Source organism: Rhizobium sp. BK112 (assembly GCF_014193215.1).
Lineage (GTDB): Bacteria > Pseudomonadota > Alphaproteobacteria > Rhizobiales > Rhizobiaceae > Rhizobium > Rhizobium anhuiense.
Window position 1 is genome coordinate 31213 of the sequence record NZ_JACHYZ010000023.1, and the last position, 24004, is coordinate 55216.

Sequence of the window (24004 nt, forward strand, 5' to 3'; positions counted from 1 at the left end):
TTTTCAGGATCGTTGCGGCTTGCCTCAGACCTGCTCGAAGGCGCCGTGGCAATGCTTGTATTTCTTGCCGGAACCACAGGGGCAGGTCTCGTTACGGCCGACCTTGCCCCAGGTGGCCGGGTCATCCGGGTTGCGGTTTTCGGGAGAAACGATGACTTCCGATGCCTGGTAGATCGCTGGGGCGAAATCGTCTTCGCCGGTCGTCGGATCCAGGTGATGGGCCTGCATCAACGGCGGTTCGGGCTCGGCGGGCGCCTGCTGCACCAGCTCGACGCGCATCAGCTGGGCGGTGACGGCCTCGCGCAGATTGTTGAGCAGCGCCGTGAAGAGCTCGAAGGCTTCCGACTTGTATTCCTGCAGCGGATCGCGTTGGGCATAGCCGCGGAAGCCGATGACGGAGCGCAGATGGTCGAGATTGACGATATGCTCGCGCCAGAGATGATCGAGCGTCTGCATGACGATCGAGCGCTCGACATAATGCATGATGTCGTCGCCGAAACGCTCGGCTTTTTCCGTGAAGGCGGCATTGGTGGCTTGCGTCAGCCGCTCGCGGATATCGTCTTCGCCGATACCTTCTTCCTTCACCCAGTCCTCGATCGGCAGATCGAGATTGAGGATGTTCAAAGCACCGGTCTTCAGGCCGGCAGCATCCCATTGTTCGGCATAGGCGCGCTCGGGGATATGCTTTTCGACCATGTCCTCGATTACCTCGCGGCGCATGTCGGAGACCATTTCGGAAATATTGGCCGCTTCCATCAGCTCGAGGCGCTGTTCGAAAATTACCTTGCGCTGGTCGTTGAGAACGTCGTCATATTTCAGAAGGTTCTTGCGGATATCGAAGTTGCGGGCTTCGACCTTCTTCTGGGCGCGCTCCAGGGCCTTGTTGATCCAGGGATGGACAATCGCCTCGCCCTCCTTGAGGCCGAGCTTGGTCAGCATGCTGTCCATGCGGTCGGAGCCGAAGATGCGCATCAGATCGTCCTGAAGCGACAGGTAGAACTTCGAGCGGCCGGGGTCGCCCTGACGGCCGGAACGGCCGCGCAGCTGGTTGTCGATGCGACGGCTTTCATGGCGTTCGGTGGCGATGACGTAGAGACCGCCGGCGGCGAGCGCCTTCTGCTTGAGTTCCTTGATCTCCTCGACGATCGCCTGGATCCGGGCGTCACGCTCCGGACCGGCTTCGACATCGCCGAGTTCGCGCTCGATGCGCATGTCGAGGTTGCCGCCGAGCTGGATGTCGGTGCCGCGGCCGGCCATGTTGGTGGCGATGGTGACGGCACCCGGCACGCCGGCCTGGGCGACGATATAGGCTTCCTGCTCGTGGTAGCGGGCGTTCAGCACCTGGAAGTCGTTGAAGCCTTGCTTGCGCAAGCGCTCGGCAAGCAGCTCCGACTTCTCGATCGAGGTGGTGCCGACCAGCACCGGCTGGCCACGCTTATGGGCATCGAGGATTTCCTCGATGATCGCCTTGAACTTCTCGTCGAAGGTCCGGTAGACCTCGTCGTCCTCGTCGATGCGCTTGATCGGCAGGTTGGTCGGAACCTCGATGACATCGAGATTGTAGATATTCCCAAATTCTTCCGCTTCCGTCTGCGCCGTACCGGTCATGCCGGCGAGCTTGCCGTACATGCGGAAGTAGTTCTGGAAGGTGATCGAGGCCAGCGTCTGGTTTTCCGGCTGGATCTGCACCTTTTCCTTGGCTTCCAGCGCCTGGTGCTGGCCTTCCGAATAACGGCGGCCCGGCATCATGCGGCCGGTGAACTCGTCGATGATGACGACTTCGTCGTTGCGGACGATATAGTCCTTGTCGCGCTGGAAGAGCTTGTGGGCCTTCAGCGCATTGTTGATGTGGTGGACGATCGCGACATTCTCGATGTCGTAGAGCGCGTTGCCCTTCAGGAGGCCGGCCTGGCGGAGCAGGTTTTCCAGCTTCTCAGTGCCTTCTTCGGAGAAGTTGGCGGAGCGCTGCTTCTCGTCGATCTCGTAGTCGCTGGGCGCCAGCAGCGGAATGAAGGCGTCGATCGTATTATAGAGTTCGGAGCGGTCGTCGAGCGGACCGGAGATGATCAGCGGCGTGCGCGCCTCGTCGACCAGGATCGAGTCCACTTCGTCGACGATCGCGAAGTTATGGCCGCGCTGGACCATCTGGTTCTTCTCGTACTTCATGTTATCGCGCAGATAATCGAAGCCGAGTTCGTTGTTGGTGGCATAGGTGATGTCGCAGGCATAGGCCGCGCGACGCTCCTCGTCGGAGAGGCCGTGGACAATGACGCCGGTGGTCATGCCGAGGAAGCCGTAGACTCGGCCCATGGTGGCGGCGTCGCGCTGGGCGAGGTAATCGTTGACGGTGACGACGTGCACGCCCTTGCCGGAAAGCGCGTTCAGATAGACCGGCAGGGTGGCGACGAGGGTTTTGCCTTCGCCGGTCTTCATCTCGGCGATCGCATTCGAATGCAGGATCATGCCGCCGACCAGCTGTACGTCAAAAGGTCGCAGGCCGAGAACGCGGCGCGAGGCTTCGCGCACGACGGCAAAGGCCGGGATCAGAATGTCGTCGAGGGTCTTGCCCTCGGCGAGCAGGGCGCGAAACTCCACGGTCTTTGCCGCGAGCTGCTCGTCCGTCAGGGCCTTCGTCTTCTCTTCGATAGAGTTGATGGCAGTGACGTTCGGCTGGAAGGACCGCACGCGGCGGTCATTGGAAGAACCAAATAACTTGCGGGCTATACCGCCAAAGCTGACCATATGACTGGTCCTTTCTCAATATTCATCCCCGACGTTTCTTATTCGCGGCCCAGCCGAAAATCAGGCGCGCGCCTTAAAACGCCCGGAAACTGTTCTGGACGCGAGGTTGCGTGACAGATAAGAGGGGGGTCGAATGATGTCAACGGATTTGGCGGATACAGAAAGGCCACAATCCGGTGTTGATGGCTATTTTGGGCTGGATTCAGGCGATGCTGAAACCGGCGATGTAACTGTGAAGGGTATTTCATGTTGAGCACCAACAAACTTGCCGTTCTGGCGTTCGCAACTTTTGTTGCGCTCCAGGCCCCGGCCTATGCCGATGACGCCGTCATCGCCAAGGTCGGCAATCTGGAGATCCACCAGTCGGAACTCGACCTTGCCGTCGCCAATCTCGACCCGCAGCTGGCGCAGCTCCCCGATGACCAGAAGAAGGTCGCAGCCCTTTCCGCCGCCATCGACGTGAAGCTGCTCGCCGCCGACGCTGCGGCCGAGAAGCTCGATCAGACCGACGAATTCAAGAGGCGCATGCAGTATCTCACCGATCGCGAGCTGCACAACGCCTATTTCAAGAAGCATGTCGTCGACATCGTGACGCCTGAGGAAGTCAAGGCCCGCTACGACAAGGAAGTCGCTGCCCTGCCGAAGCAGGAGGAAGTCCACGCCCGTCACATCCTCGTCAAGACCGAGGACGAAGCCAAGGACATCATCAAGCAGCTCGACGCCGGCAAGGATTTTGCCGAACTCGCCAAGGAAAAGTCCACCGATCCGAACAAGTCGGAAGGCGGCGATCTCGGCTATTTCTCGCGCGGCCGCATGGTCAAGGAATTCGAGGACGCAGCCTTCGCGTTGGAGAAGGGCACCTATTCCAAGACACCCGTCAAGACCGATTTCGGCTTCCACGTCATCAAGGTCGAGGACAAGCGCGACGCTCCGCCGCCGCCCTTCGAGCAGGTGCAGGATCAGGTTCGTCAGCTCGTCATGCGCGACAAGTATCTTGAGCTTCTGAACAAGGCGAAGGCCTCCGCCAAGATCGAGATCTCGGACGAGACGCTGCGCAAGGGTTACGACCAGGCCAACAAGCAGCCGGAGCCGGGCAGCGAGCCCGTCGCGCCGGCGCCGCAGCAGTAATCATCGCATCGGGGCCCGGTTCTTCCGGGCCCTTCCAAATCAAAAAGCAGAGCATGATGTCGTCGAAAAACGCCGACACTTTCGGCATCATGCTCCGGCATCGTTTGTTGTCGCATTTCCGGACGGCGAACCGGTTTCCAATTCGCCTGGAAATGCTCATTGGCAGGTCTTATCATGTCCGGTTCCGTCTCTCCGCTCGCTCCGAAATCCTTCGTCTCGATGCCGCCGTTGCGCGGCGTGCGCATGGCGACGGCGTCCGCCGGCATCAAGTACAAGAACCGCACCGACGTGCTGATGATGGTCTTCGACAGGCCGGCGGCCGTTGCGGGCGTCTTCACCCGCTCGAAGTGCCCGTCGGCGCCGGTCGATTTCTGCCGGGCCAATCTTCCCCATGGCAGCGCCCGCGCCGTCGTCGTCAATTCCGGCAATGCCAATGCGTTTACCGGGCTGAAGGGCCGCCAGGCGACCGCGCTGACGGCGCAGTCGGCTGCCGCTGCCGTTGGCTGCGCTGAAAACGAGATCTATCTGGCCTCGACCGGCGTCATCGGCGAGCCGCTCGATGCCACCAAATTCGCAGGCGTTCTGGATCGGATGCAGGTCGAAGCGACCGGCGATTTCTGGTTCGAGGCCGCCAAGGCGATCATGACGACCGACACCTACCCGAAGGTTTCGACCCGCAGCGCCGAGATCGGCGGCGTGGCCGTGACGATCAACGGCATCGCCAAGGGCGCCGGCATGATCGCGCCTGATATGGCGACCATGCTCTCCTTCGTCGTCACCGATGCCGACATTGCACCGGCCGCGCTGCAGGCGCTTCTGTCCGACGGTGTCGGCCCGACCTTCAATTCCATGACTGTCGACAGCGACACTTCCACCTCCGATACGCTGATGCTGTTTGCGACGGGTGCGGCGGCCGAGGACGGCCAGGCCCGTATCGAACGCGCCGATGATCCGCGCCTTGCCACCTTCCGCGCTGCACTCAACGAAGTGCTGAAGGATCTGTCGCTGCAGGTGGTGCGTGATGGCGAAGGTGCCACCAAGATGCTCGAGATCACAGTGACGGGCGCCGAGAGCGATACCGCCGCCAAGCGCATCGCACTGTCGATCGCCAATTCGCCGCTGGTCAAGACGGCGGCCGCCGGCGAAGACGCCAATTGGGGCCGTATCGTCATGGCGGTCGGCAAATCCGGCGAGATGGCCGATCGCGACCGGCTCGCCATCTGGTTCGGCGACATCAGGGTCGCCGTCAATGGCGAGCGTGACCCGGATTATTCCGAGGAGGCCGCCTCTGATGTCATGAAGGCGCAGGATATCCCCGTCAAAGTCGATATCGGGCTCGGTGCCGGCACGGCTACGGTCTGGACCTGCGACCTCACCAAGGAATATGTTGCGATCAATGGCGACTATCGGAGCTGATCGGTCATTGGCGCAGGCATCCATTTCCTCACAAAATCTGCCGCTGGTCCGCAGGCTGGAGGCTGTCGGCTTCCGCGCCTGGCCGGCGGCGTCCGTGCAATATGACGGCAGCTGGCAGGTGCGGCTGACGGCCGGCCACCCGTCCAACCGGTTGAATTCGATCGTGCCGCTCGATCCTTCGGATCATCGCGACGTCGAAATCCGCCTGGAAAAGGCGAGCCGAAAGTTCGAGGCCTATGGCCGCGCCGTCGTGGTCCGCCAGACGCCGCTTGCCTCGCCGGTGCTGATCGAACTTCTGCGCCAGCAGAACTGGATGCAGTTCGACGAGACTGTCGTGATGACCTGCGATCTGGCCGAGGCGGAATTGCCGGACACGCTCGATCACCTGCCGACCCATGATGTCGGCCGTTTCGTCGATGCCAATCTCGCCGTCGAGCGGGCGCCACTGAGCTTGAAGCCGGCGCTTGCCGAAATCATTACGGCGATCAAGCCGCCATCCGGCCTGTTCATGATCGAGAATGCGACGGATGGCCCGCTTGCGACCGTGCTCTGCGTTCAGGACAACGATCTTGCCGGCATCATGTCGCTTTCGGTCTCCGAGGCGCGGCGGCGCGAGGGGCTTGGCACCGAGATCCTGACCTCGGCGCTGCGCTGGGCACGCATGCGCAGCGCTCGTTCGGCCTGGCTGCAGGTGAAGCTTTCCAACCGTCCGGCGATCGCCCTCTATGAGCGCCTCGGTTTTCGCGACGCCTATCATTATTGCTATTGGCAGCGGGAGCCGAAATGATCGAGGCAGGCCGGAAGATATTGCTGGTCGCCGCCTGCGCGCTGATCGATACCGACGGGCGTATCCTATTGGCACAGCGTCCCGAGGGGAAGTCGCTTGCGGGGCTCTGGGAGTTTCCCGGCGGCAAGGTCGAACCTGGCGAGACGCCGGAAGAAACGCTGGTGCGCGAGCTCGAGGAAGAGCTCGGCATCAAGACCAAGATCGCCTGCCTGGCGCCGCTCACCTTCGCCAGCCATTCCTACGAGACCTTCCACCTTTTGATGCCGCTTTATATCTGCCGGCGCTATGAGGGCATTCCCCAGGGCCGCGAGGGCCAGGCGCTGAAATGGGTGCGGCCGCAGGCGTTGCGCGATTATCCGATGCCGCCGGCCGACGAGCCGCTCATCCCGATGCTGCAGGATTTACTTTAGCGTTACCTGATTATTATCGCGCCGTGTCGTTTTCGGCTGTGGATATTAATGGATCGTTTAACACCTTCTGCCAAAGATCGGCCTCAATCAAGCATCTGGCGTGCGTGTATTAAAAGGCTTGACGTCATGGACGATGATTTCTGGAAAGCTGTCCGGGAAAAGGAACGGGCTTCGTCTGCCTCGCGCAGGACGGGTGCGCTCAATATCGCCCTTCTGTTCGGTACGGCGGTGGTTGCGCTGACGCTCATCCTGACGCCGATGCTTGCGGATTCCTCGAAAAAGAGTGTCTTTGCCAGCGCTCCCCTTGAATTTGATACGATGACAACAGGATCGATTCCGAAGGCCGAAAGCGGCAAGCGTTATACGATTCGCCGCAGCGTCCTCCAGGATACACCCGGCTCGGTCTGCGTCGTCCAGGGCTATGGCGTCGGCGCCGGTTGCTGAAAAATGTCGGCCATCACCTGATGGTCGTGGAATTGGTCGTTTGCTGTCCGTTCGCGCTAAGGGTTGGGTGATGCATTTTTTGAAGGCATTTCTTGCAGATAATAGAGGTGCGACGGCGGTCGAGTATGGGCTGATCGCCGCCGTCATCGGCGGCGCAATTGTCTCTGCTCTCGGTATCTTCTCCGGCAGACTGCAGGATATTTTCAACGCGATCGGCAACAATCTGCCTGGGAATTGAAGAGGCAGCCGGCCATTACTGCCTGAGCTTGTGCTCGTCCACTTTCAGCGCATCGGCGAGGCGAGCCTTGGCCGAACCGGGCTTCAGCGGCTTTTGCTGGCTCTCGTGCGCAGCCCATCCCGAGACATAGACGATCGAGAAGGTGGCGCGGATGCGCCCGTCGGGATCGGAATAGCGTTCGGCGTAGATCTCCGCTGCGCGCAGGAAGAAGGCGCGTGTCAGCGGCATCCGGCCGCGGGCTGCAAGCGGATTGCTCATGCCCATCGCTCGCAGATCCCGCATCAGCGGGAAGAGCGAATCATAACGCACCGTGTAGTTCTCCGTGTCGATCACCGGCAGCGTGAAGCCGGCGCGCTGCATGAGGCCGCCAACATCGCGCACATCGGCGAAGGGAATGACACGCGGGCTTGCGCCGCCGGTCATCTCGACCTCGGCGGCCAGCAGCACCTCGCGCAGTTCCTGCAGGGTCCCGGCGCCGGGGATCGCAGCGAGAAACAGCCCGTCCGGCTTCAGGGCTCGGCGAATCTGGATGAAAACGCCAGGCGTATCGTTGGTCAGATGCAGACTGAGCGGCGCAAGGATGAGATTGGCCGATTGCGGTTCGAGCGGCACATCTTCGAGCGGCGCCTCGATCAAGGTTTCGCCCGGCCCGGCATAGGCCTTCTCGCTTTCGACGCGGATCATCGTGCCGATCTTGCCCGTCGCCAGCGCCGCACGGGCGGCAGCCCCGGTTGCGCCGTGCAGCTCGACGGCGGTCTCGAAGGTCCGCTCGACGACGGCAAGCCTCTCGGCCATTTCCTCAGCGGCGATGTCGAGCAGGAAGGCGGCTTTCGGGTCGTTGCTGGCAAGCGCACGATGGCGGTGTGCGGCGATCAGGGCCTTGTCGAAGATCGTTTCCATGGCGATGTCCTTAGTCCCGCGCCGTTTATGCGGCAAGACGATTTTCGTTTCGCGCAGAACGCGCCAGAGCCTTTCCTGGCCAGATTGAAGCATTCTGCCGGAGCAGGTTTTCGTCAGGGCAGAGGCGATTGGCGAAGGGCATACCCCTTGGTACGTCCGACCGAGCTTATCGCCTCTGCCCTGGCGTAGAGATGCCCGGCCCACCGGCCGCACTGCTTCGCCATGCGAAGCAATAGGTGCGTCCGGCGGTTCTAAAGTCTTGCAGATTTGCCAGGCAAATCTGCGGGAGGGTTGGCTGAAACGGCTGGCTGATCGACCGGCCGGCTTGGCCGTAGAGCCGGGCTACGACGCGCGCCGGCCGGTCGACCATCCGACTCCGTTTGAGCCAACAGAATGCTTCAATCTGACCAGGAAAGGCTCTAGTCTTAGCCGCATGGGCTCGATCGATTTCGAAAGACCGGCAGAGTTTTTGCGGGCGCATCTCGTGCGGCCGTTGTCGGCGCTTGCCGATTTCTTCTATCCGCCCGCCTGCTCCGTCTGCGGTATTTCCACAGGCGGCCATCGCGGGCTCTGCGCAAAATGCTGGTCCGGCATCCGCTTCATCGAACGGCCCTATTGCGAGGTGCTCGGCATTCCCTTTTCGCACGATCTCGGTGCCGGCATCCTCAGTGCCGAGGCGATTGCTGACCCGCCGCCCTTCGACCGGCTGCGGTCGGCTGCGACCCACGACCATGCGGTCCGCGATCTCGTGCATGGGCTGAAATATCGCGACCGTACCGATCTGGCGCCGATGATGGCCGCCTGGATGCTGCGCGCTTCCGACGGGGCGGTCGAAAGCTGCGATGCGCTGATCCCGGTGCCGCTGCATCGCACCCGCATGCTGGCGCGCAAGTTCAACCAGGCAGCCGAGCTTGCCCGCCATATGGCAAGGCTTTCGGGCAAGCCGCTGCTTGCAGCCACGCTTATTCGCGTCAAGCGCACCAGCCAGCAGGTCGGCCTTGGCGCGAAGGCGCGCGAGGACAATGTCAGGGGCGCTTTCGCGATTGCCAAGGGTTGCGAAAACGACATTTTCGGCAAGCGCATCGTCCTCGTCGACGACGTCTATACAACGGGGGCGACGGTTGCTGCGGCAAGCCGGACATTGCGCAAGGCAGGTGCGGCCGAGATAACGGTTTTGACCTTTGCAAGGGCTCTCTCCGAGCCTATATGACAGAAATACCCGGCATCGGTCTGGAGAGATTATGGTACCCGTCACGATCTATACACGGCAGTTCTGCGGCTATTGCAGCCGCGCCAAGTCCCTTCTCGAAGAAAAGGGCGTCGACTACGTCGAACACGACGCAACCTTTTCGCCGGATCTTCGCCAGGAGATGATCGGCAAGTCGAACGGCCGCACCACCTTTCCGCAGATCTTCATCGGCGCCGATCATGTCGGCGGTTGCGACGATCTCTTCGCGCTCGATCGGGCCGGCAAGCTCGATCCGATGCTGGCGGCCTGAGGACAAATCGATGAGCTTCAAGGCCGCCGCCATCCAGATGTGTTCCGGGGTCGATCCGGTGAAGAACGCCGCCGCCATGGCGCGGCTGGTGCGCGAGGCCGCCGCAGAGGGCGCGATCTATGTGCAGACGCCGGAGATGACCGGCATGTTGCAGCGCGATCGCGCGGCGGCGCGCGCCGTGCTTGCCGACGAGGCGCATGACATCATCGTCAAGACCGGCTCGGAGCTCGCCGCCGAACTCGGCATCCACGTGCATGTCGGCTCGACGGCAATCGCCCTTGCCGACGGCAAAATCGCCAATCGCGGTTTCCTCTTCGGTCCCGACGGCCGAATCCTCAATCGCTACGACAAGATCCATATGTTCGACGTCGACCTCGACAATGGCGAGAGCTGGCGTGAAAGTGCCGCCTATACGGCCGGCTCGGAGGCCCGTGTTCTGTCGCTGCCCTTTGCCGAAATGGGTTTTACGATCTGCTACGACGTGCGGTTTCCCACGCTCTTCCGCGCCCAGGCGATTGCCGGCGCCGAGGTGATGACGGTTCCCGCAGCCTTCACCAAACAGACCGGCGAGGCGCATTGGGAGATTCTGCTCAGGGCACGCGCGATCGAGAACGGTGTCTTCGTCATCGCCGCCGCACAGGCCGGCCGGCATGAGGACGGCCGCGAGACTTTTGGCCATTCGATGATCATCGATCCCTGGGGCACGGTGCTGGCGTCGGCCGGCGCCACCGGCGAGGCCATTATCGTTGCCGAGATCGATCCCAGTGCGGTCAAAACCGCGCATGACAAGATCCCGAACCTGAGGAATGGCCGGGAATTCTCGGTCGAGAAGATTGCGGGGGCAGTCGCAGGAGGCGTCGCCGCTTGATCCGCTATTCTCTCACCTGTGACAATGCCCATGAATTCGAAGGCTGGTTTTCCGAAAGCGCCGATTTCGACCGTCAGGTCGCGACCGGCTTCCTGACCTGCCCCGTCTGTCATTCCGCTGCTATTTCCAAGCTGTTGATGGCGCCTTCGGTGTCGACGGCGCGGAAGAAGGACGAGATCCAGACACTGGCGATGGATGCCATGCGCCAGGAGGCCCTGCAGAAGCTGAAAGAGGCGGTCGCGGCCGTCAAGGCCAATTCCGAGGATGTCGGCACGCAGTTTCCCGAGGAAGCCCGCAAGATCCATTATGGCGAGGCGGATGCCCGCGGCATCATCGGCCAGGCGACTTTCGACGAGGCGCAGGCACTCCTCGAAGAGGGCATCGAGATCGCAGCCATTCCGGTTTTGCCGGAAGACGTGAACTGACGCAGTCCGCGCGGGCTGCTGCAATGGCTACCTGCATGTGGCGCCTGCCCTGGACTTACGCCGGCCGCTTTGCCAGCAGCATATAATTGACGTCCATATCCTTGGACAGGTTCCATTGGTTCGACAGTGGGTTGAAGAAGACGCCGGTGCGGTCGGTGATCTCGAGGCCGCTTGCCGCCAGCGGCTTTTCCAGCTCTTCCGGGCGCACCAGCTTTTCATATTGATGCGTGCCGCGCGGCAGCCAGCGTAGAATGTTTTCGGCGGCGAAGATGGCGAGCGCGGCCGCCTTCATCGTGCGGTTGATGGTGGCAACGAAAATCAGACCGCCGGGGCGGACCATTTTCGCGCAGGTCGTCATGAAAAATTCGACGTCGGCGACGTGTTCGACCACTTCCATGTTCAAGACGATATCGAAGGTCTCGCCGGCGTCGGCGAGCTCCTCGGCAGTGACAGCGCGATAATCGACCGAAACGCCTGATGCCTTGGCATGGGTAGAGGCGATGCCGATATTCTTCTCGGACGGATCGGCGCCGGTGACGGAGGCGCCCATGCGGGCGACAGGTTCGGACAGGAGGCCGCCGCCGCAGCCGATATCGAGCACCCGCAGGCCTTCGAGCGGGCGGGCGCTTTTCGGATCACGGCCGAAATTCTCGCAGGCCTTGTCTCTTATATAGGTAAGCCGGACGGGATTGAACTTGTGTAGCGGCCTGAACTTGCCGGTCGGGCTCCACCATTCCGCCGCCATCGCCGAGAAGCGGTCCACTTCGCCCTGGTCGATCGTGCTTCTGGCGCCTTCCGTCATCGTCCACTCCTTCATTCGCTCAATGTGAAGTCGGACGATCGACGGCATAAGTCAAGGGGCGTGGATCAGCGGACTGACGAGCGCGGAGCCGCTCGCCAACAGCTTTTATCGCGTGCGCTTGCCTACCCCCGCCAAACTCGCTAAGAGACGCCGCAACTTGGGGCCTTTTGGGGCCTGGGCTTTTAGAGCGGTTCCAGAAGTTGGGAATCCGGCTCTTTGGCCAGGCGGTCCGCCCCAGAGCTTTCGTGATGCCGGGTTCGGTTTTCCGCTGTTCCGGCGCCAGTCGTGGTAGAGGCATATGGCACGCATCGTAATGAAATTCGGCGGCACATCCGTCGCTGACCTGGACCGCATCAAGAACGTTGCCCGCCACGTAAAACGCGAAGTCGATGCCGGGCACGAGGTGGCGGTGGTCGTCTCGGCCATGTCCGGCAAGACCAATGAACTGGTCGGCTGGGTGCAAGGCACGCCGAAGGTGATCGGTGCCAATTCTCCGTTTTACGATGCGCGGGAATATGATGCGGTGGTCGCATCCGGCGAGCAGGTGACCTCCGGACTGCTGGCGATCGCATTGCAGGCGATGGATATCAATGCGCGGTCCTGGCAGGGATGGCAGATCCCGATCCACACCGACAACGCTCATGGCGCGGCGCGGATCATGGAGATTGACGGCTCCGACATCGTCAAGCGGATGGGCGAGGGGCAGGTTGCCGTCATCGCCGGTTTCCAGGGTTTGGGACCCGACAACCGTATCGCGACGCTCGGGCGCGGCGGATCGGACACGTCCGCCGTCGCGATCGCGGCAGCTGTCAAAGCGGATCGCTGCGATATCTATACCGATGTCGACGGCGTCTACACCACCGACCCGCGCATCGTGCCGAAGGCGCGCAGGCTGAAGAAGATCGCCTTCGAGGAAATGCTGGAAATGGCCTCGCTCGGCGCCAAGGTGCTGCAGGTGCGCTCGGTCGAGCTTGCCATGGTGCACAAGGTGCGCACCTTCGTGCGCTCGTCATTCGAAGATCCCGATGCTCCGGGCATGGGCGATCTGTTGAACCCGCCCGGAACGCTGATTTGTGACGAGGATGAAATCGTGGAACAGGAAGTAGTCACCGGCATCGCCTATGCCAAGGATGAGGCTCAGATCTCGCTTCGCCGTCTTGCCGACCGGCCGGGCGTTTCCGCAGCGATCTTCGGACCGCTCGCCGAATCCCATATCAATGTCGACATGATCGTCCAGAATATCTCCGAGGACGGGTCGAAGACCGACATGACCTTCACCGTCCCTTCAGGCGACGTCGAGAAGGCGATCAAGGTGCTCGGCGACCATAAGGAGAAGATCGGCTACGATGTCGTGCAGAACGAATCGGGGCTGGTGAAAGTATCGGTCATCGGCATCGGCATGCGCAGCCACGCGGGCGTTGCCGCGACCGCATTTCGTGCACTTGCCGAAAAAGGCATCAACATCAAGGCGATCACGACCTCCGAGATCAAGATTTCCATCCTGATCGACGGTCCCTATGCAGAACTCGCTGTCAGGACTTTGCATTCCTGCTACGGTCTGGATAAGAATTGATTCCCAGTGGGCGGCCTGCCCCTTCAGGTTGAGGAGACGAGGGCCGGCCCGCCGGGACTGAGTGCGTTGTTTCGGGAGCTTGAGACGCCATGAGAGACCTTTCCGGCGGTCCACGCGTGCTGCTCAGGCGGCTGCGCGAGTTGATGGCGGAGCCGCTGGAGCCGCAGGATCGTCTTGACCGGATCGTCCGCCAGATCGCCGGCAACATGGTGGCGGAAGTCTGCTCTGTCTACGTGCTGCGCGCCGACGGCGTCCTCGAACTCTATGCAACCGAAGGTCTCAACCGCGAGGCCGTGCATCTGGCGCAACTGAAGATGGGGCAGGGCCTCGTCGGCACGATCGCAGCCTCGGCCCAGCCGCTGAACCTTTCCGACGCGCAGTCACACCCTGCTTTCCGTTACCTGCCGGAAACGGGCGAAGAGATCTACCATTCCTTCCTTGGTGTGCCGATTCTCCGAACCGGGCGCTCGCTCGGCGTTCTCGTCGTCCAGAACAAGGCGAGCCGCAACTATCGCGAGGAAGAGCTGGAAGCGCTCGAGACGACGGCGATGGTGCTGGCCGAGATGATCGCCACCGGCGAGCTCAAGAAGATCACCAAGCCGGGCCTCGAACTCGACCTGACGCGTTCGGTGACCGTCGACGGCGACACCTATAATGACGGCATCGGCCTCGGTTACGTCGTGCTGCACGAGCCGCGCATCGTCGTCACCAACCTGCTCAACGAGGATGCCGAGAAGGAAATCCGACGGCTGGCCGAAGCCATGGGCTCGCTCCGGATCTCGATCGACGACATGCTGTCGCGTCGCGACGTGTCGATGGAAGGCGAACACCGCGAGGTGCTCGAAACCTATCGTATGTTCGCGCATGATCAGGGCTGGGTGCGCAAGCTCGAGGAGGCGATCCGCAACGGCCTGACGGCGGAAGCGGCGGTCGAGAAGGTGCAGAGCGATACCAAGGCGCGGATGATGCGCCTGACGGATCCGTATCTGCGCGAACGCATGCACGATTTCGAGGATCTGGCGAACCGGCTGCTCAGACAGTTGACGGGTTATACCGGGCGGACGACGGCCGAGGGTTTCCCCAGCGACGCGGTTATTCTGGCGCGCGCCATGGGGGCGGCAGAACTGCTCGATTATCCACGTGCCAATGTGCGCGGGCTGGTGCTGGAAGAAGGCGCGGTGACGAGCCATGTGGTGATCGTCGCGCGCGCCATGGGCATTCCGGTCATCGGCCAGGCAGCCGGCGTCGTGGCGCTCGCCGAGAACGGCGATGCCGTGATCATCGATGCCGACGAGGGGCATGTGCATCTGCGGCCGATGGCCGATCATCGGCGTTCCTACGAGGAAAAGGTCCGCTTCCGTGCCAGACGGCAGGAGCAGTTCCGGGCGCTGCGCGCCGTCGAGCCGGTGACGAAGGATGGGCAGCGGATCGCGCTGATGATGAATGCGGGGCTGCTGGTCGACCTGCCGCAGCTTTCGGAATCGGGCGCCGAGGGCATCGGCCTCTTCCGCACCGAACTGCAGTTCATGATCGCCTCCACCATGCCGAAGGCGGATGAGCAGGAGCAGTTCTATCGCAATGTGATAAAACAGGCGGCGGGCCGCCCCGTCACCTTCCGCACGCTGGATATCGGCGGCGACAAGGTCGTGCCCTATTTCCGCGGCCATGAGGAAGAAAATCCCGCCCTTGGCTGGCGCGCCATCCGGCTATCGCTCGATCGGCCGGGACTATTGCGCACCCAGCTGCGCGCCCTATTGAAGGCGTCGGCCGACACCGAACTGAAGCTGATGGTGCCGATGGTGACCGAGGTTTCGGAGCTGAAGATCGTGCGCGAGCTGTTGCAGAAGGAAGTGCAGCACCTCTCGCGCTTCGGTCACGGGTTGCCGCGCAAGCTGCAATTCGGAGCGATGCTGGAGGTGCCTGCACTGCTCTGGCAGCTTGACGAACTGATGGAGGCGGTGGATTTCGTTTCGGTCGGTTCGAACGACCTCTTCCAGTTCTCGATGGCGGTCGATCGCGGCAATGCGCGGGTCTCGGATCGCTTCGATCCGCTCGGCAAACCATTCTTGCGCATCCTGCGCGATATCGTGCGCGGGGCGGATCGGAACAAGACGCCGGTGACGCTCTGCGGCGAACTCGCCAGCAAACCGATCTCGGCGATGGCGCTGCTCGGCATCGGCTTCCGCTCGATCTCGATGTCGCCGGCCTCGATCGGACCGGTGAAGGCGATGCTGCTCGGGCTCGATGTCGGGGCGCTGGCCAAGGTGATGGACGAGGTGCTGGACGATCACCACGCCGTGATGCCGATGCGCGAGGTGCTTGCCCGCTTCGCCGAGAGCCACAATATTCCCCTTTAGACAGAGATTAAGAAGAATCGGAGTGAAGGGTGGCGAAGCTTCCCGTTGAAAAAATGCGCGAGCTGGAGCGCCGTTTCGGCGAGATCGAGGCGCGCATGTCGGCTGGCCCGGCTGCCGATGTCTATGTGAAGCTCGCATCCGAATATTCCGAGCTGCAGCCCGTCGTGACGCAGATCCGTGCCTATGAGAAGGCGGTCGCCGAGCTTGCCGATCTCGAAACGCTGCTGGCGGATAAATCGGTCGACCGCGAGATGCGCGACCTCGCCGAGCTGGAACTGCCGGAGGTGAAAGAGCAGATCGAGGCGCTCGAACAGGACATGCAGATCCTGCTTTTGCCGAAGGATGCAGCGGACGAAAAGAGTGCGATCCTCGAAATCCGCGCCGGCACCGGCGGCTCGGAAGCGGCCCTTTTTGCCGGCGATCTCTTTCGCATGTACGAGCGTTTCGCGGCGGAAAAGGGCTGGAAGGTGGAAGTTCTCTCGGCAAGCGAGGGCGAAGCCGGCGGCTATAAGGAAATCATCGCGACGATCACCGGCAGGGGCGTTTTCGCCAAACTGAAATTCGAATCCGGCGTACATCGCGTGCAGCGCGTGCCGGAAACCGAGGCGGGCGGACGCATCCATACGTCGGCTGCAACCGTTGCAGTGTTGCCGGAGGCAGAGGAGATCGACATCGAGATCCGGCCGGAGGATATCCGCATCGATACGATGCGCTCTTCGGGTGCGGGCGGCCAGCACGTCAATACGACGGACTCGGCGGTGCGCATCACCCACCTGCCGAGCGGCATCGTCGTCACCAGCTCGGAAAAGTCGCAACACCAGAACCGCGCCAAGGCGATGCAGGTGCTGCGCTCCAGGCTCTACGATGCCGAGCGACAGCGGGCCGACAGCGAGCGCTCTGCCGATCGCAAGAGCCAGGTCGGCTCCGGCGACCGCTCGGAACGCATCCGCACCTATAATTTCCCGCAGGGTCGGGTGACGGACCATCGCATCAATCTGACGCTTTACAAGCTCGACCGGATGATGGAAGGCGAGATCGAGGAGGTCGTCGATGCGCTGATGGCCGATTACCAGGCAAGCCAGCTGGCACAGCTCGGCGAACAGCAATGAGCTCGACGGTCGCCGATATGCTTGCTGACGCGCGCCGACGCTTCACTGAAGCAGGTATCGTCGATCCGGCGACCGATGCGCGGCTGCTGGTCGCGGGCCTTCTGAAATTGTCGCCGACCGAGCTGTTGACGCGATCGGCCGAGAGACTTTCTCCCGAGCGGTCCGAGCTGATCTTCAAGGCGATGGAGCGGCGGCTCGGCCATGAGCCGGTGCATCGCATTCTCGGCGAGCGTGAGTTCTACGGCTTGCCGCTTCGGCTCTCGGCGGAAACGCTGGAGCCTCGGCCGGATACAGAAATCCTGGTCGATACGGTGCTCGCCTATCTCAGCAACCTTGCAAAAGCTGAAGGCGATCTCCATATCCTTGATCTAGGAACCGGGACTGGGGCGATATGCCTTGCGCTTTTGAGCGAGTGTCCTGATGCGTCAGGTGTCGGCAGCGACATATCGGCGGATGCGCTTTTGACGGCAAGATCGAATGCAGAAAGAAACGGATTGCTGGATCGGTTTCAGGCCATACAGTCGAGATGGTTCGAGAGCATCGAAGGGTCCTTTCACGCGATTGTCTCAAATCCGCCCTATATTGCTTCCAATGTCATTCACGATCTCGCTCCCGAAGTGACGAAATTTGATCCGCTTGCGGCCCTGGATGGCGGCCCGGATGGGCTTGACGCCTACAAAGCCATAGCCAAGGATGCGGCAAGGTTCATGAGACCCGATGGGTTCGTCGGACTGGAGATCGGCTACGATCAGCGAAACGATGTGACGGCGATCTTTGAAGCGAAAGGCTTCAAGTGCCTCAAATCCGTGAAAGATTATGGTCAGAACGACAGGGTGCTCGTGTTCGCGCTCGCGTGACAGGCGATAATTGCTGCACTGGACAGGACATTATTGTTATTGCGAAGAAAAGGCTTGGATTTCCCAGGGAAGCAATATAGGTTGCGGTTACGTGTTGGGCAGATAGGAATGAACGAGATTCGTTCGGTACTTGGTTTGCCTCGGGGGTCCGCTCTTTTAAACGAGAGTTTCAACGGTTGAACACGACCCAATGCGTGAATCAGTCAAACTGACTTGAGAACCAAGCGGCAGGTCGGCGCAAAGGCGCAGTATGCTCGCGGCACAAAGGTCCTGACCCGGTTTTCCGGTCATGGCGGTTGGTGCCATGTATCCATCACAAACAGAGAATTCAGGTGAACGATCTATGAGGCCAGGACAGCAGAACAAGCGCGGTCGAGGGCGTGGTAACAACAATAATAACAACGGCGGCGGTGGAAATAACAATAACAACAATTTCAACCGCAAGGGCGGCAATCCGCTGACCCGGACCTATGACAGCTCCGGCCCCGATGTGAAGATTCGCGGTACTGCGCAGCATATCGCCGAAAAATACGCACAACTCGCCCGCGACGCCCAAAGCTCCGGCGACCGCGTGATTGCCGAGAACTATCTCCAGCACGCCGAACATTACAATCGTATCATCGCCAGCGCCCAGGCGCAGATGCAGGAGCGCTTCCAGCGCGACGATCGCGGCGATTACAATGATCGCGACGGTGCGGACCGCGACGGCGACGATATGGATAGCAACGACAATGACGGTGACGACGTCGTTATCGTCCAGCCGCCGCAGAGCAGGCAGCATCAGCCGCGGCCGCAGCCTGAGTCCCAGCCCCAGCCGACTCCTGCTCCGGCGCCGGTAGTGTCCCAGGCCGAGGTCATCGATGGAACCGGCCCGCAGCCGGAGATCGAAGGTATCCCGGCCGAAGTCGCCATGGACGAGGAAGGTTCGGGCGGCCAGCCGCGCGAACGCCAGCCTCGCCGTCGCAGCACCGGCAACCGTCCCCGTCGCCCGCGTCGCGGCGCAGAAGGGGAAGCTGCTGCTGAAGGCGAGGGTGCCTCTGCCGAGGCGCCGGTGCTGGCTGACGTCGCATCGGAATGAGGATTTCGCTTCTCCTTCAGGGGAGAGCGTGAGGTTCATGCCATCTGCTCAAATTGCCTTTAAAATCCCCGGTCTCGCGCCGGGGATTTTCGTTTTATGGGCTTTAAACTCGCAGAACAGGCTACCATATTCTCCTCGAACTGCTTCGCCCGAAATCCCAGACGGGCAACGCGCGGCCTGCCTTTTCAGGGGGTCGATCTCAATCATCGGTCTGCGCCTCGTCAGGGCAGGGCGATCCATGGAGGTAGAATATGAATATCGAGAAATATTCCGAGCGGGTGCGCGGTTTCATCCAGTCCGCCCAGACTTATGCGCTGGCGCAAGGTCACCAGCAATTCACGCCCGAACATGTGCTGAAAGTCCTGCTCGACGACGATCAGGGCATGGCGGCCTCGCTGATCGAGCGCGCCGGCGGCGATGCCAAGGCGGCCCGCCTTGCCAACGACGCGGCTTTGGCCAAGCTGCCGAAAATTTCCGGCGGCAACGGCAACATCTATCTTGCGCAACCGCTTGCCAAGGTACTTTCAACAGCTGAAGAGGCGGCGAAGAAGGCCGGCGACAGTTTTGTCACCGTCGAGCGCCTGCTGCAGGCGCTGGCGATCGAATCCTCGGCCTCGACCTTTTCGACGCTGAAGAATTCAGGCGTGACGGCTCAGGGCCTCAACCAGGTCATCAACGACATCCGCAAGGGCCGGACGGCGGATTCCTCCAATGCGGAGCAGGGTTTCGATTCGCTGAAGAAGTTCGCACGCGATCTCACCGCCGAAGCCCGCGAGGGCAAGCTCGACCCGGTGATCGGCCGCGACGACGAAATCCGCCGCACCATCCAGGTGCTTTCGCGCCGCACCAAGAACAATCCTGTGCTGATCGGCGAACCCGGTGTCGGCAAGACGGCGATCGTCGAAGGCCTGGCGCTGCGCATCGTCAACGGCGACGTGCCGGAATCGCTCAAGGACAAGAAGCTGATGGCGCTCGACATGGGCGCGCTGATTGCCGGTGCGAAATACCGCGGCGAATTCGAGGAGCGGCTGAAGGCCGTACTCAACGAAGTGCAGGCGGAGAACGGCGAGATCATCCTGTTCATCGACGAGATGCACACGCTGGTCGGCGCCGGCAAGGCGGATGGGGCGATGGACGCCTCCAACCTCTTGAAGCCCGCCCTTGCCCGCGGTGAGCTGCATTGCGTCGGCGCGACCACGCTTGATGAATATCGCAAACATGTCGAGAAGGATCCGGCCCTTGCCCGCCGCTTCCAACCCGTCGTCGTTGACGAACCGACGGTCGAAGACACGATCTCGATCCTGCGCGGCCTGAAGGAAAAATACGAGCAGCATCACAAGGTGCGCATCGCCGATGCGGCGCTGGTGGCCGCGGCGACACTTTCCAACCGCTATATCACCGACCGTTTCCTGCCCGACAAGGCGATCGACCTGATGGACGAAGCGGCAGCGCGGCTGCGCATGCAGGTGGATTCCAAGCCGGAAGAGCTCGATGAACTCGACCGCCGCATCATCCAGCTGAAGATCGAACGCGAGGCCCTGAAGAAGGAAACCGACATTGCCTCGGCCGACCGGCTGAAGCGGCTGGAGACCGAACTCACCGACCTCGAAGAAGAGGCCGATGCGCTGACGGCCCGCTGGCAGGCGGAAAAGCAGAAGCTCGGCCTTGCCGCCGATCTCAAGAAGCAGCTCGACGATGCCCGTAACGAACTGGCGATCGCCCAGCGCAAAGGCGAGTTCCAGCGTGCCGGCGAGCTGACTTACGGCGTCATTCCGGATCTCGAAAAGCAGCTCGTCGATGCCGAGAAGCAGGATGGCGATCGCGGCGCGATGGTGCAGGAGGTGGTAAGCCCCGACAATATCGCTCACGTCGTTTCCCGCTGGACCGGCATTCCGGTCGACAGGATGCTGGAGGGCGAACGCGACAAGCTGCTGCGGATGGAAGACGAATTGGCGAAATCGGTGATCGGCCAGGGTGATGCGGTTCAGGCCGTGTCGCGCGCCGTCCGCCGCGCGCGCGCCGGCCTGCAGGATCCGAACCGGCCGATCGGCTCGTTCATCTTCCTCGGTCCGACCGGCGTCGGCAAGACGGAGCTAACCAAGGCGCTCGCCCGCTTCCTCTTCGACGACGAAACGGCGATGGTGCGCATGGATATGTCGGAATATATGGAGAAACACTCCGTTGCCCGTCTGATCGGCGCGCCTCCCGGCTATGTCGGTTATGACGAAGGCGGAGCGCTGACGGAAGCCGTGCGCCGCAGGCCCTATCAGGTCGTGCTGTTCGACGAGATCGAAAAGGCGCATCCCGACGTCTTCAACATCCTGCTGCAGGTGCTGGACGACGGACGCCTGACGGACGGCCAGGGCCGGACCGTCGATTTCCGCAACACGATGATCATCATGACCTCGAACCTCGGTGCCGAATATCTGACGCAGCTGAGGGACGGCGACGACAGCGATACGGTTCGCGAGCAGGTGATGGAGGTCGTGCGCGGGCATTTCCGGCCGGAATTCCTGAACCGCATCGACGAGATCATCCTCTTCCATCGCCTGAAACGTGAGGAGATGGGCGCGATCGTCGATATCCAGCTGAAACGGCTGGTGGCTCTGCTTTCCGAGCGCAAGATCGTCATCGATCTCGACGAAGACGCCCGCCATTGGCTGGCGAACAAGGGTTATGATCCGGTCTACGGCGCAAGGCCGCTGAAGCGAGTGATCCAGAAGTTCGTGCAGGATCCGCTCGCCGAGCAGATCCTGTCCGGCCAGGTGCCGGACGGATCGACGGTGAAGGTGACGAGCGGTTCGGACCGGCTGCAGTTCAAGACGCAGCAGACGGTGAGCGAAGCGGCGTAAACCGGTTTGCGGATGAATGAGGAATGGCGGCTTCGGCCGCCATTTTTCGTCTGGGGTGCGATCGGCGACCGGGATGACCAGCGTGTAGGCAGTTCAAAGGACGCTGTCGGAGATTATTTGCTGGCCACCTGGTCTGACGTCTGGTTGTTCAGCAGCGTATCGATGCGCTTGCGCTCATCCTCGAATTTCGCCAGCGCCTCGCCCTGCAGCGATTTGCCGCCCGGCAGACGGATGCGCAGCGGGTCGACCTTCGTGCCGTTGACGATCAATTCGTAATGCAGGTGCGGGCCGGTGGATTCGCCTGTGGTGCCGACCCAGCCGATCACCTGGCCCTGGCGGATCTTGGCGCCGGGGACGACGCCCTTGGCGATGGCGCTCTGGTGGTTGTAGGAGGATTCATAGCCGTTGGCATGGCGAATAATCGTCTGGTTGCCGTAACCGCCGGAATCCCAGCCGGCTTTCTCGACCGTGCCGTTGCCGGCGGCGATGATCGCCGTGCCGCGCGGCGCTGCCCAATCGACACCTGTGTGCATGCGGGCGAAACCGAGGATCGGGTGACGGCGCATGCCGAAGCCCGATTTGAAGATGCCGTTCGGAACCGGGTTGCGCAGCAGGAACTGGCGGATGCTCTTGCCGTTCTCGTCGAAATAATCGACCGTGCCGTCATCGGGATCCTGGAAGCGATAGAAGCGCGTCTGCGTATCGCCGAAACGGGCGTTGACGTAGAGCAGTTCGGAATCCTCGGTCGCCTGGCCGGCGCTGTCGGCGACGGAGAAGAAGGCCTCGAGACTGTCGGTCGTCCTCAGTTGCGCCTGGAAATCGACGTTGCTGGCGAGCAGCTTGATGATCAGCGCCGTCATATCCTTGGTCATGCCGTAGGAAAGGGCAGCGCGATAGATGCCGTCATAGACGCGCGGCAGGTTCTGGCCGGGAGGCGGCGCGAAGGAATTATCATCGAAAGCGGTGGCGATGGCATCCAGCATCGGCGGCTCGCTGCCGGGTACGTATCTGCCCTTGTCGTCGACGGCCACGGTGACGAGATGGCGCGTGCCGCGATAGACGCTGGCGCGGATGATCTTGGCCTGTTCGCCCTTCTGAATGATGCCGATGCGCAGCACGTCGCCCTTATCGAGATCGGTGGACCCCAGTTGCTGCGAGATAAAGCCGGCAATGCCATCGGCATATTGCTGTGGATAGCCTGAATCCGTCAGCGCCTTGGCGATCGGCGTGTCGATGCGCACCGGCAGGATGTCGTCGGCGAACTCTTCGGTCTGCGGTGTGATCGATTCCGATGCGGAGACCGTCATGTTCTGTTCGAGCACACGGGCGGACAGGCCGGCGGTCAGATCGACATCGGCATCCTCGTTGGAGAAACGGCGCGGATCGACGTAATAGAGCGCTGCGAGCTGCGTGTTGCCGTCGGTCAGCACCGAGCCGTTGGATCGTACGTTCTCTTCGACCTCTTCGAGCGACAGGCCGGACGCCATCTGCATGTTGGTCTTGCCGGTGGGGAAGGGAATGGTCTTGAGGCTGACTTCGGATTCAACGTCGGAGCCGTAAAGCGCACCGGTGCGGCTTTGCGGGGCGGGCTGAGGCTCGTCGGCGGAAAAGATCGCCAGGGGATCGAAGTCCGGATAGTCCTCGGTCGCCACGTGGTTGGCGGCCAGTGTCATCTTCACATGCGCGAAGGGCTGGCGGCGCACGACTTCCTTTTCGCCGTCATGGACGACGGTCGAAACTTCCATGATGGCACGGTCGGACGGTTTTGCGGCGATGGCGGGCGCGATCAGCCGACCGCCGCGGACCACTGTCGTATCCTCATGCGCGTCTGTCGCGGCACTTGCATAGGCTTCGGCGGGGATCGCCAGCTGCTGGCGCCCGTCAAGGGCGGCAAAAAGGGCGACACCCATGAGCACGGACGAGGTGATGCCGGTGAGGAACGTGCCCGAGAGCCAACGCAGGGAAACTTCGCGCCGGTCGGGCGCGCGTCTGCCGTCGGCCAGAAGCGGAGGCTCGTTGCCCAACGAGCGGATCATCATTTTCTCCGTCATCATGGCAGTCGGGTCCGCGTCCTTACATCAGGCGTCTCAGAGAGCATTTCTTAGCCATCCTGGCTGGGGCGAAAGATGTGCATATTTTAAGCATGGAAGTCAAATCACCCGGGAAAAGGCAGTCTGCCTGCATTTGCCTGTGTGAATCGTGTGTCTCTTAAGACCAGCAGATTGTGATGATGTCGGGGCGCAGGAGACAAAAGAGCGTGCTTTCCACGAAAAGTCGAAAGACGTTCATCTTTTCCTGAGGGTTTAAGGCCGATCGGAATCCGGGAAATGACCGCATCTGGGTGTCTCCCGGAATTTGATCTGAAAAAACAATGACATGAAAGAAATATCATTTTTTTCGAAATGGCCTGTTGACTGCTTGGGAGGGTTAGTTCTATAAGCCCCCTCACTGAACGAGGGCGGCGGCGCTGCTGGCGACGAAGTCTTTCGTTCTAAAGAACCTCAAGCGGATTGGCGGAT

At 61.6% G+C, this 24004-nt stretch carries 21 protein-coding genes; 16 read left to right on the forward strand and 5 right to left on the reverse strand.

Annotated features, from left to right (window positions below; translation table 11 throughout):
• Positions 1-24: 24 nt before the first annotated feature.
• Entirely contained in the window at positions 25-2742 is a 2718-nt protein-coding gene (secA, locus tag FHT75_RS34065) for a preprotein translocase subunit SecA (RefSeq protein WP_063476304.1), read from the reverse strand.
• Positions 2743-2988: 246 nt separating this feature from the next.
• Between secA and FHT75_RS34070 the strand changes: the two genes are divergently transcribed.
• The 6 genes from FHT75_RS34070 (at position 2989) to FHT75_RS34095 (ending at position 7165) form a co-directional block, all read left to right on the forward strand.
• Positions 2989-3870, forward strand: coding sequence for a peptidylprolyl isomerase (locus FHT75_RS34070; protein ID WP_047619934.1), 882 nt, complete (start codon positions 2989-2991; stop codon positions 3868-3870).
• 174 nt (positions 3871-4044) lie between these two features.
• Positions 4045-5286: a bifunctional glutamate N-acetyltransferase/amino-acid acetyltransferase ArgJ gene (gene argJ / locus FHT75_RS34075; protein ID WP_063476305.1), complete on the forward strand. Its 1242-nt coding sequence runs from the start codon at positions 4045-4047 to the stop codon at positions 5284-5286.
• Positions 5267-6073, forward strand: coding sequence for a GNAT family N-acetyltransferase (locus tag FHT75_RS34080; RefSeq protein ID WP_063476306.1), 807 nt, complete (start codon positions 5267-5269; stop codon positions 6071-6073). The genes argJ and FHT75_RS34080 overlap by 20 nt, the downstream gene beginning before the upstream one ends.
• Complete coding sequence (gene mutT / locus FHT75_RS34085; protein ID WP_047619940.1) at positions 6070-6483, forward strand: 8-oxo-dGTP diphosphatase MutT; 414 nt, start codon at positions 6070-6072, stop codon at positions 6481-6483. Before FHT75_RS34080 ends, mutT begins: the two co-directional genes overlap by 4 nt.
• 126 nt (positions 6484-6609) lie before the next feature.
• Positions 6610-6927, forward strand: coding sequence for a hypothetical protein (locus FHT75_RS34090; protein WP_047619941.1), 318 nt, complete (start codon positions 6610-6612; stop codon positions 6925-6927).
• 70 nt (positions 6928-6997) lie between these two features.
• Entirely contained in the window at positions 6998-7165 is a 168-nt protein-coding gene (locus tag FHT75_RS34095) for a Flp family type IVb pilin (protein ID WP_047619943.1), read from the forward strand.
• Between the two features lie 15 nt (positions 7166-7180).
• Here the strand turns inward: FHT75_RS34095 and FHT75_RS34100 are convergent, their stop codons facing one another.
• A complete protein-coding gene (locus tag FHT75_RS34100; RefSeq protein ID WP_063476316.1) occupies positions 7181-8065 on the reverse strand; it encodes a methyltransferase domain-containing protein in 885 nt (294 codons plus the stop codon).
• 433 nt (positions 8066-8498) lie between these two features.
• Here FHT75_RS34100 and FHT75_RS34105 point away from each other — a divergent pair, with 433 nt between their 5' ends.
• Genes FHT75_RS34105 through FHT75_RS34120 form a run of 4 tightly spaced genes read left to right on the forward strand, consistent with a single transcriptional unit; the run spans position 8499 to position 10857 of the window.
• Entirely contained in the window at positions 8499-9275 is a 777-nt protein-coding gene (locus FHT75_RS34105) for a ComF family protein (RefSeq protein WP_097623610.1), read from the forward strand.
• Positions 9276-9306: 31 nt separating this feature from the next.
• A complete protein-coding gene (grxC, locus tag FHT75_RS34110) occupies positions 9307-9564 on the forward strand; it encodes a glutaredoxin 3 (RefSeq protein ID WP_047619947.1) in 258 nt (85 codons plus the stop codon).
• Positions 9565-9574: 10 nt separating this feature from the next.
• The gene (locus tag FHT75_RS34115) at positions 9575-10432 is read left to right on the forward strand and encodes a carbon-nitrogen hydrolase family protein (RefSeq protein ID WP_063476308.1); all 858 of its coding nucleotides are present in this window, start codon (positions 9575-9577) and stop codon (positions 10430-10432) included.
• Complete coding sequence (locus FHT75_RS34120) at positions 10429-10857, forward strand: DUF1178 family protein (RefSeq protein WP_063476309.1); 429 nt, start codon at positions 10429-10431, stop codon at positions 10855-10857. The genes FHT75_RS34115 and FHT75_RS34120 overlap by 4 nt, the downstream gene beginning before the upstream one ends.
• A 55-nt stretch (positions 10858-10912) precedes the next feature.
• Here the strand turns inward: FHT75_RS34120 and ubiG are convergent, their stop codons facing one another.
• Positions 10913-11659: a bifunctional 2-polyprenyl-6-hydroxyphenol methylase/3-demethylubiquinol 3-O-methyltransferase UbiG gene (gene ubiG, locus FHT75_RS34125; protein WP_047619973.1), complete on the reverse strand. Its 747-nt coding sequence runs from the start codon at positions 11657-11659 to the stop codon at positions 10913-10915.
• Positions 11660-11957: 298 nt separating this feature from the next.
• Between ubiG and FHT75_RS34130 the strand changes: the two genes are divergently transcribed.
• The 5 genes from FHT75_RS34130 to FHT75_RS34150 all read left to right on the forward strand — a co-directional run bounded on the left by FHT75_RS34130 (position 11958) and on the right by FHT75_RS34150 (position 18633).
• A complete protein-coding gene (locus FHT75_RS34130) occupies positions 11958-13232 on the forward strand; it encodes an aspartate kinase (protein ID WP_047619953.1) in 1275 nt (424 codons plus the stop codon).
• An 89-nt stretch (positions 13233-13321) separates the two neighbouring features.
• A complete protein-coding gene (ptsP, locus tag FHT75_RS34135) occupies positions 13322-15589 on the forward strand; it encodes a phosphoenolpyruvate--protein phosphotransferase (RefSeq protein WP_047619955.1) in 2268 nt (755 codons plus the stop codon).
• 29 nt (positions 15590-15618) lie between these two features.
• Positions 15619-16698, forward strand: coding sequence for a peptide chain release factor 1 (gene prfA, locus FHT75_RS34140; RefSeq protein ID WP_047619957.1), 1080 nt, complete (start codon positions 15619-15621; stop codon positions 16696-16698).
• Positions 16695-17555 carry a peptide chain release factor N(5)-glutamine methyltransferase gene (gene prmC / locus FHT75_RS34145; protein WP_063476310.1) on the forward strand — a complete coding sequence of 287 codons (861 nt, stop codon included), beginning with the start codon at positions 16695-16697 and terminating at the stop codon, positions 17553-17555. The genes prfA and prmC overlap by 4 nt, the downstream gene beginning before the upstream one ends.
• Positions 17556-17898: 343 nt before the next feature.
• A complete protein-coding gene (locus tag FHT75_RS34150; protein WP_063476311.1) occupies positions 17899-18633 on the forward strand; it encodes a DUF4167 domain-containing protein in 735 nt (244 codons plus the stop codon).
• Between the two features lie 48 nt (positions 18634-18681).
• Here the strand turns inward: FHT75_RS34150 and FHT75_RS35695 are convergent, their stop codons facing one another.
• Positions 18682-18840 carry a hypothetical protein gene (locus FHT75_RS35695; protein ID WP_176707411.1) on the reverse strand — a complete coding sequence of 53 codons (159 nt, stop codon included), beginning with the start codon at positions 18838-18840 and terminating at the stop codon, positions 18682-18684.
• A 44-nt stretch (positions 18841-18884) separates the two neighbouring features.
• Here FHT75_RS35695 and clpB point away from each other — a divergent pair, with 44 nt between their 5' ends.
• Positions 18885-21485 (forward strand): ATP-dependent chaperone ClpB, encoded by a 2601-nt coding sequence (gene clpB, locus FHT75_RS34155; RefSeq protein WP_063476312.1) that lies wholly within the window; start codon positions 18885-18887, stop codon positions 21483-21485.
• Positions 21486-21598: 113 nt separating this feature from the next.
• Here clpB and FHT75_RS34160 read toward each other — a convergent pair whose 3' ends face one another.
• The gene (locus FHT75_RS34160) at positions 21599-23539 is read right to left on the reverse strand and encodes a M23 family metallopeptidase (RefSeq protein ID WP_063476313.1); all 1941 of its coding nucleotides are present in this window, start codon (positions 23537-23539) and stop codon (positions 21599-21601) included.
• Between the last annotated feature and the right edge of the window lie 465 nt (positions 23540-24004).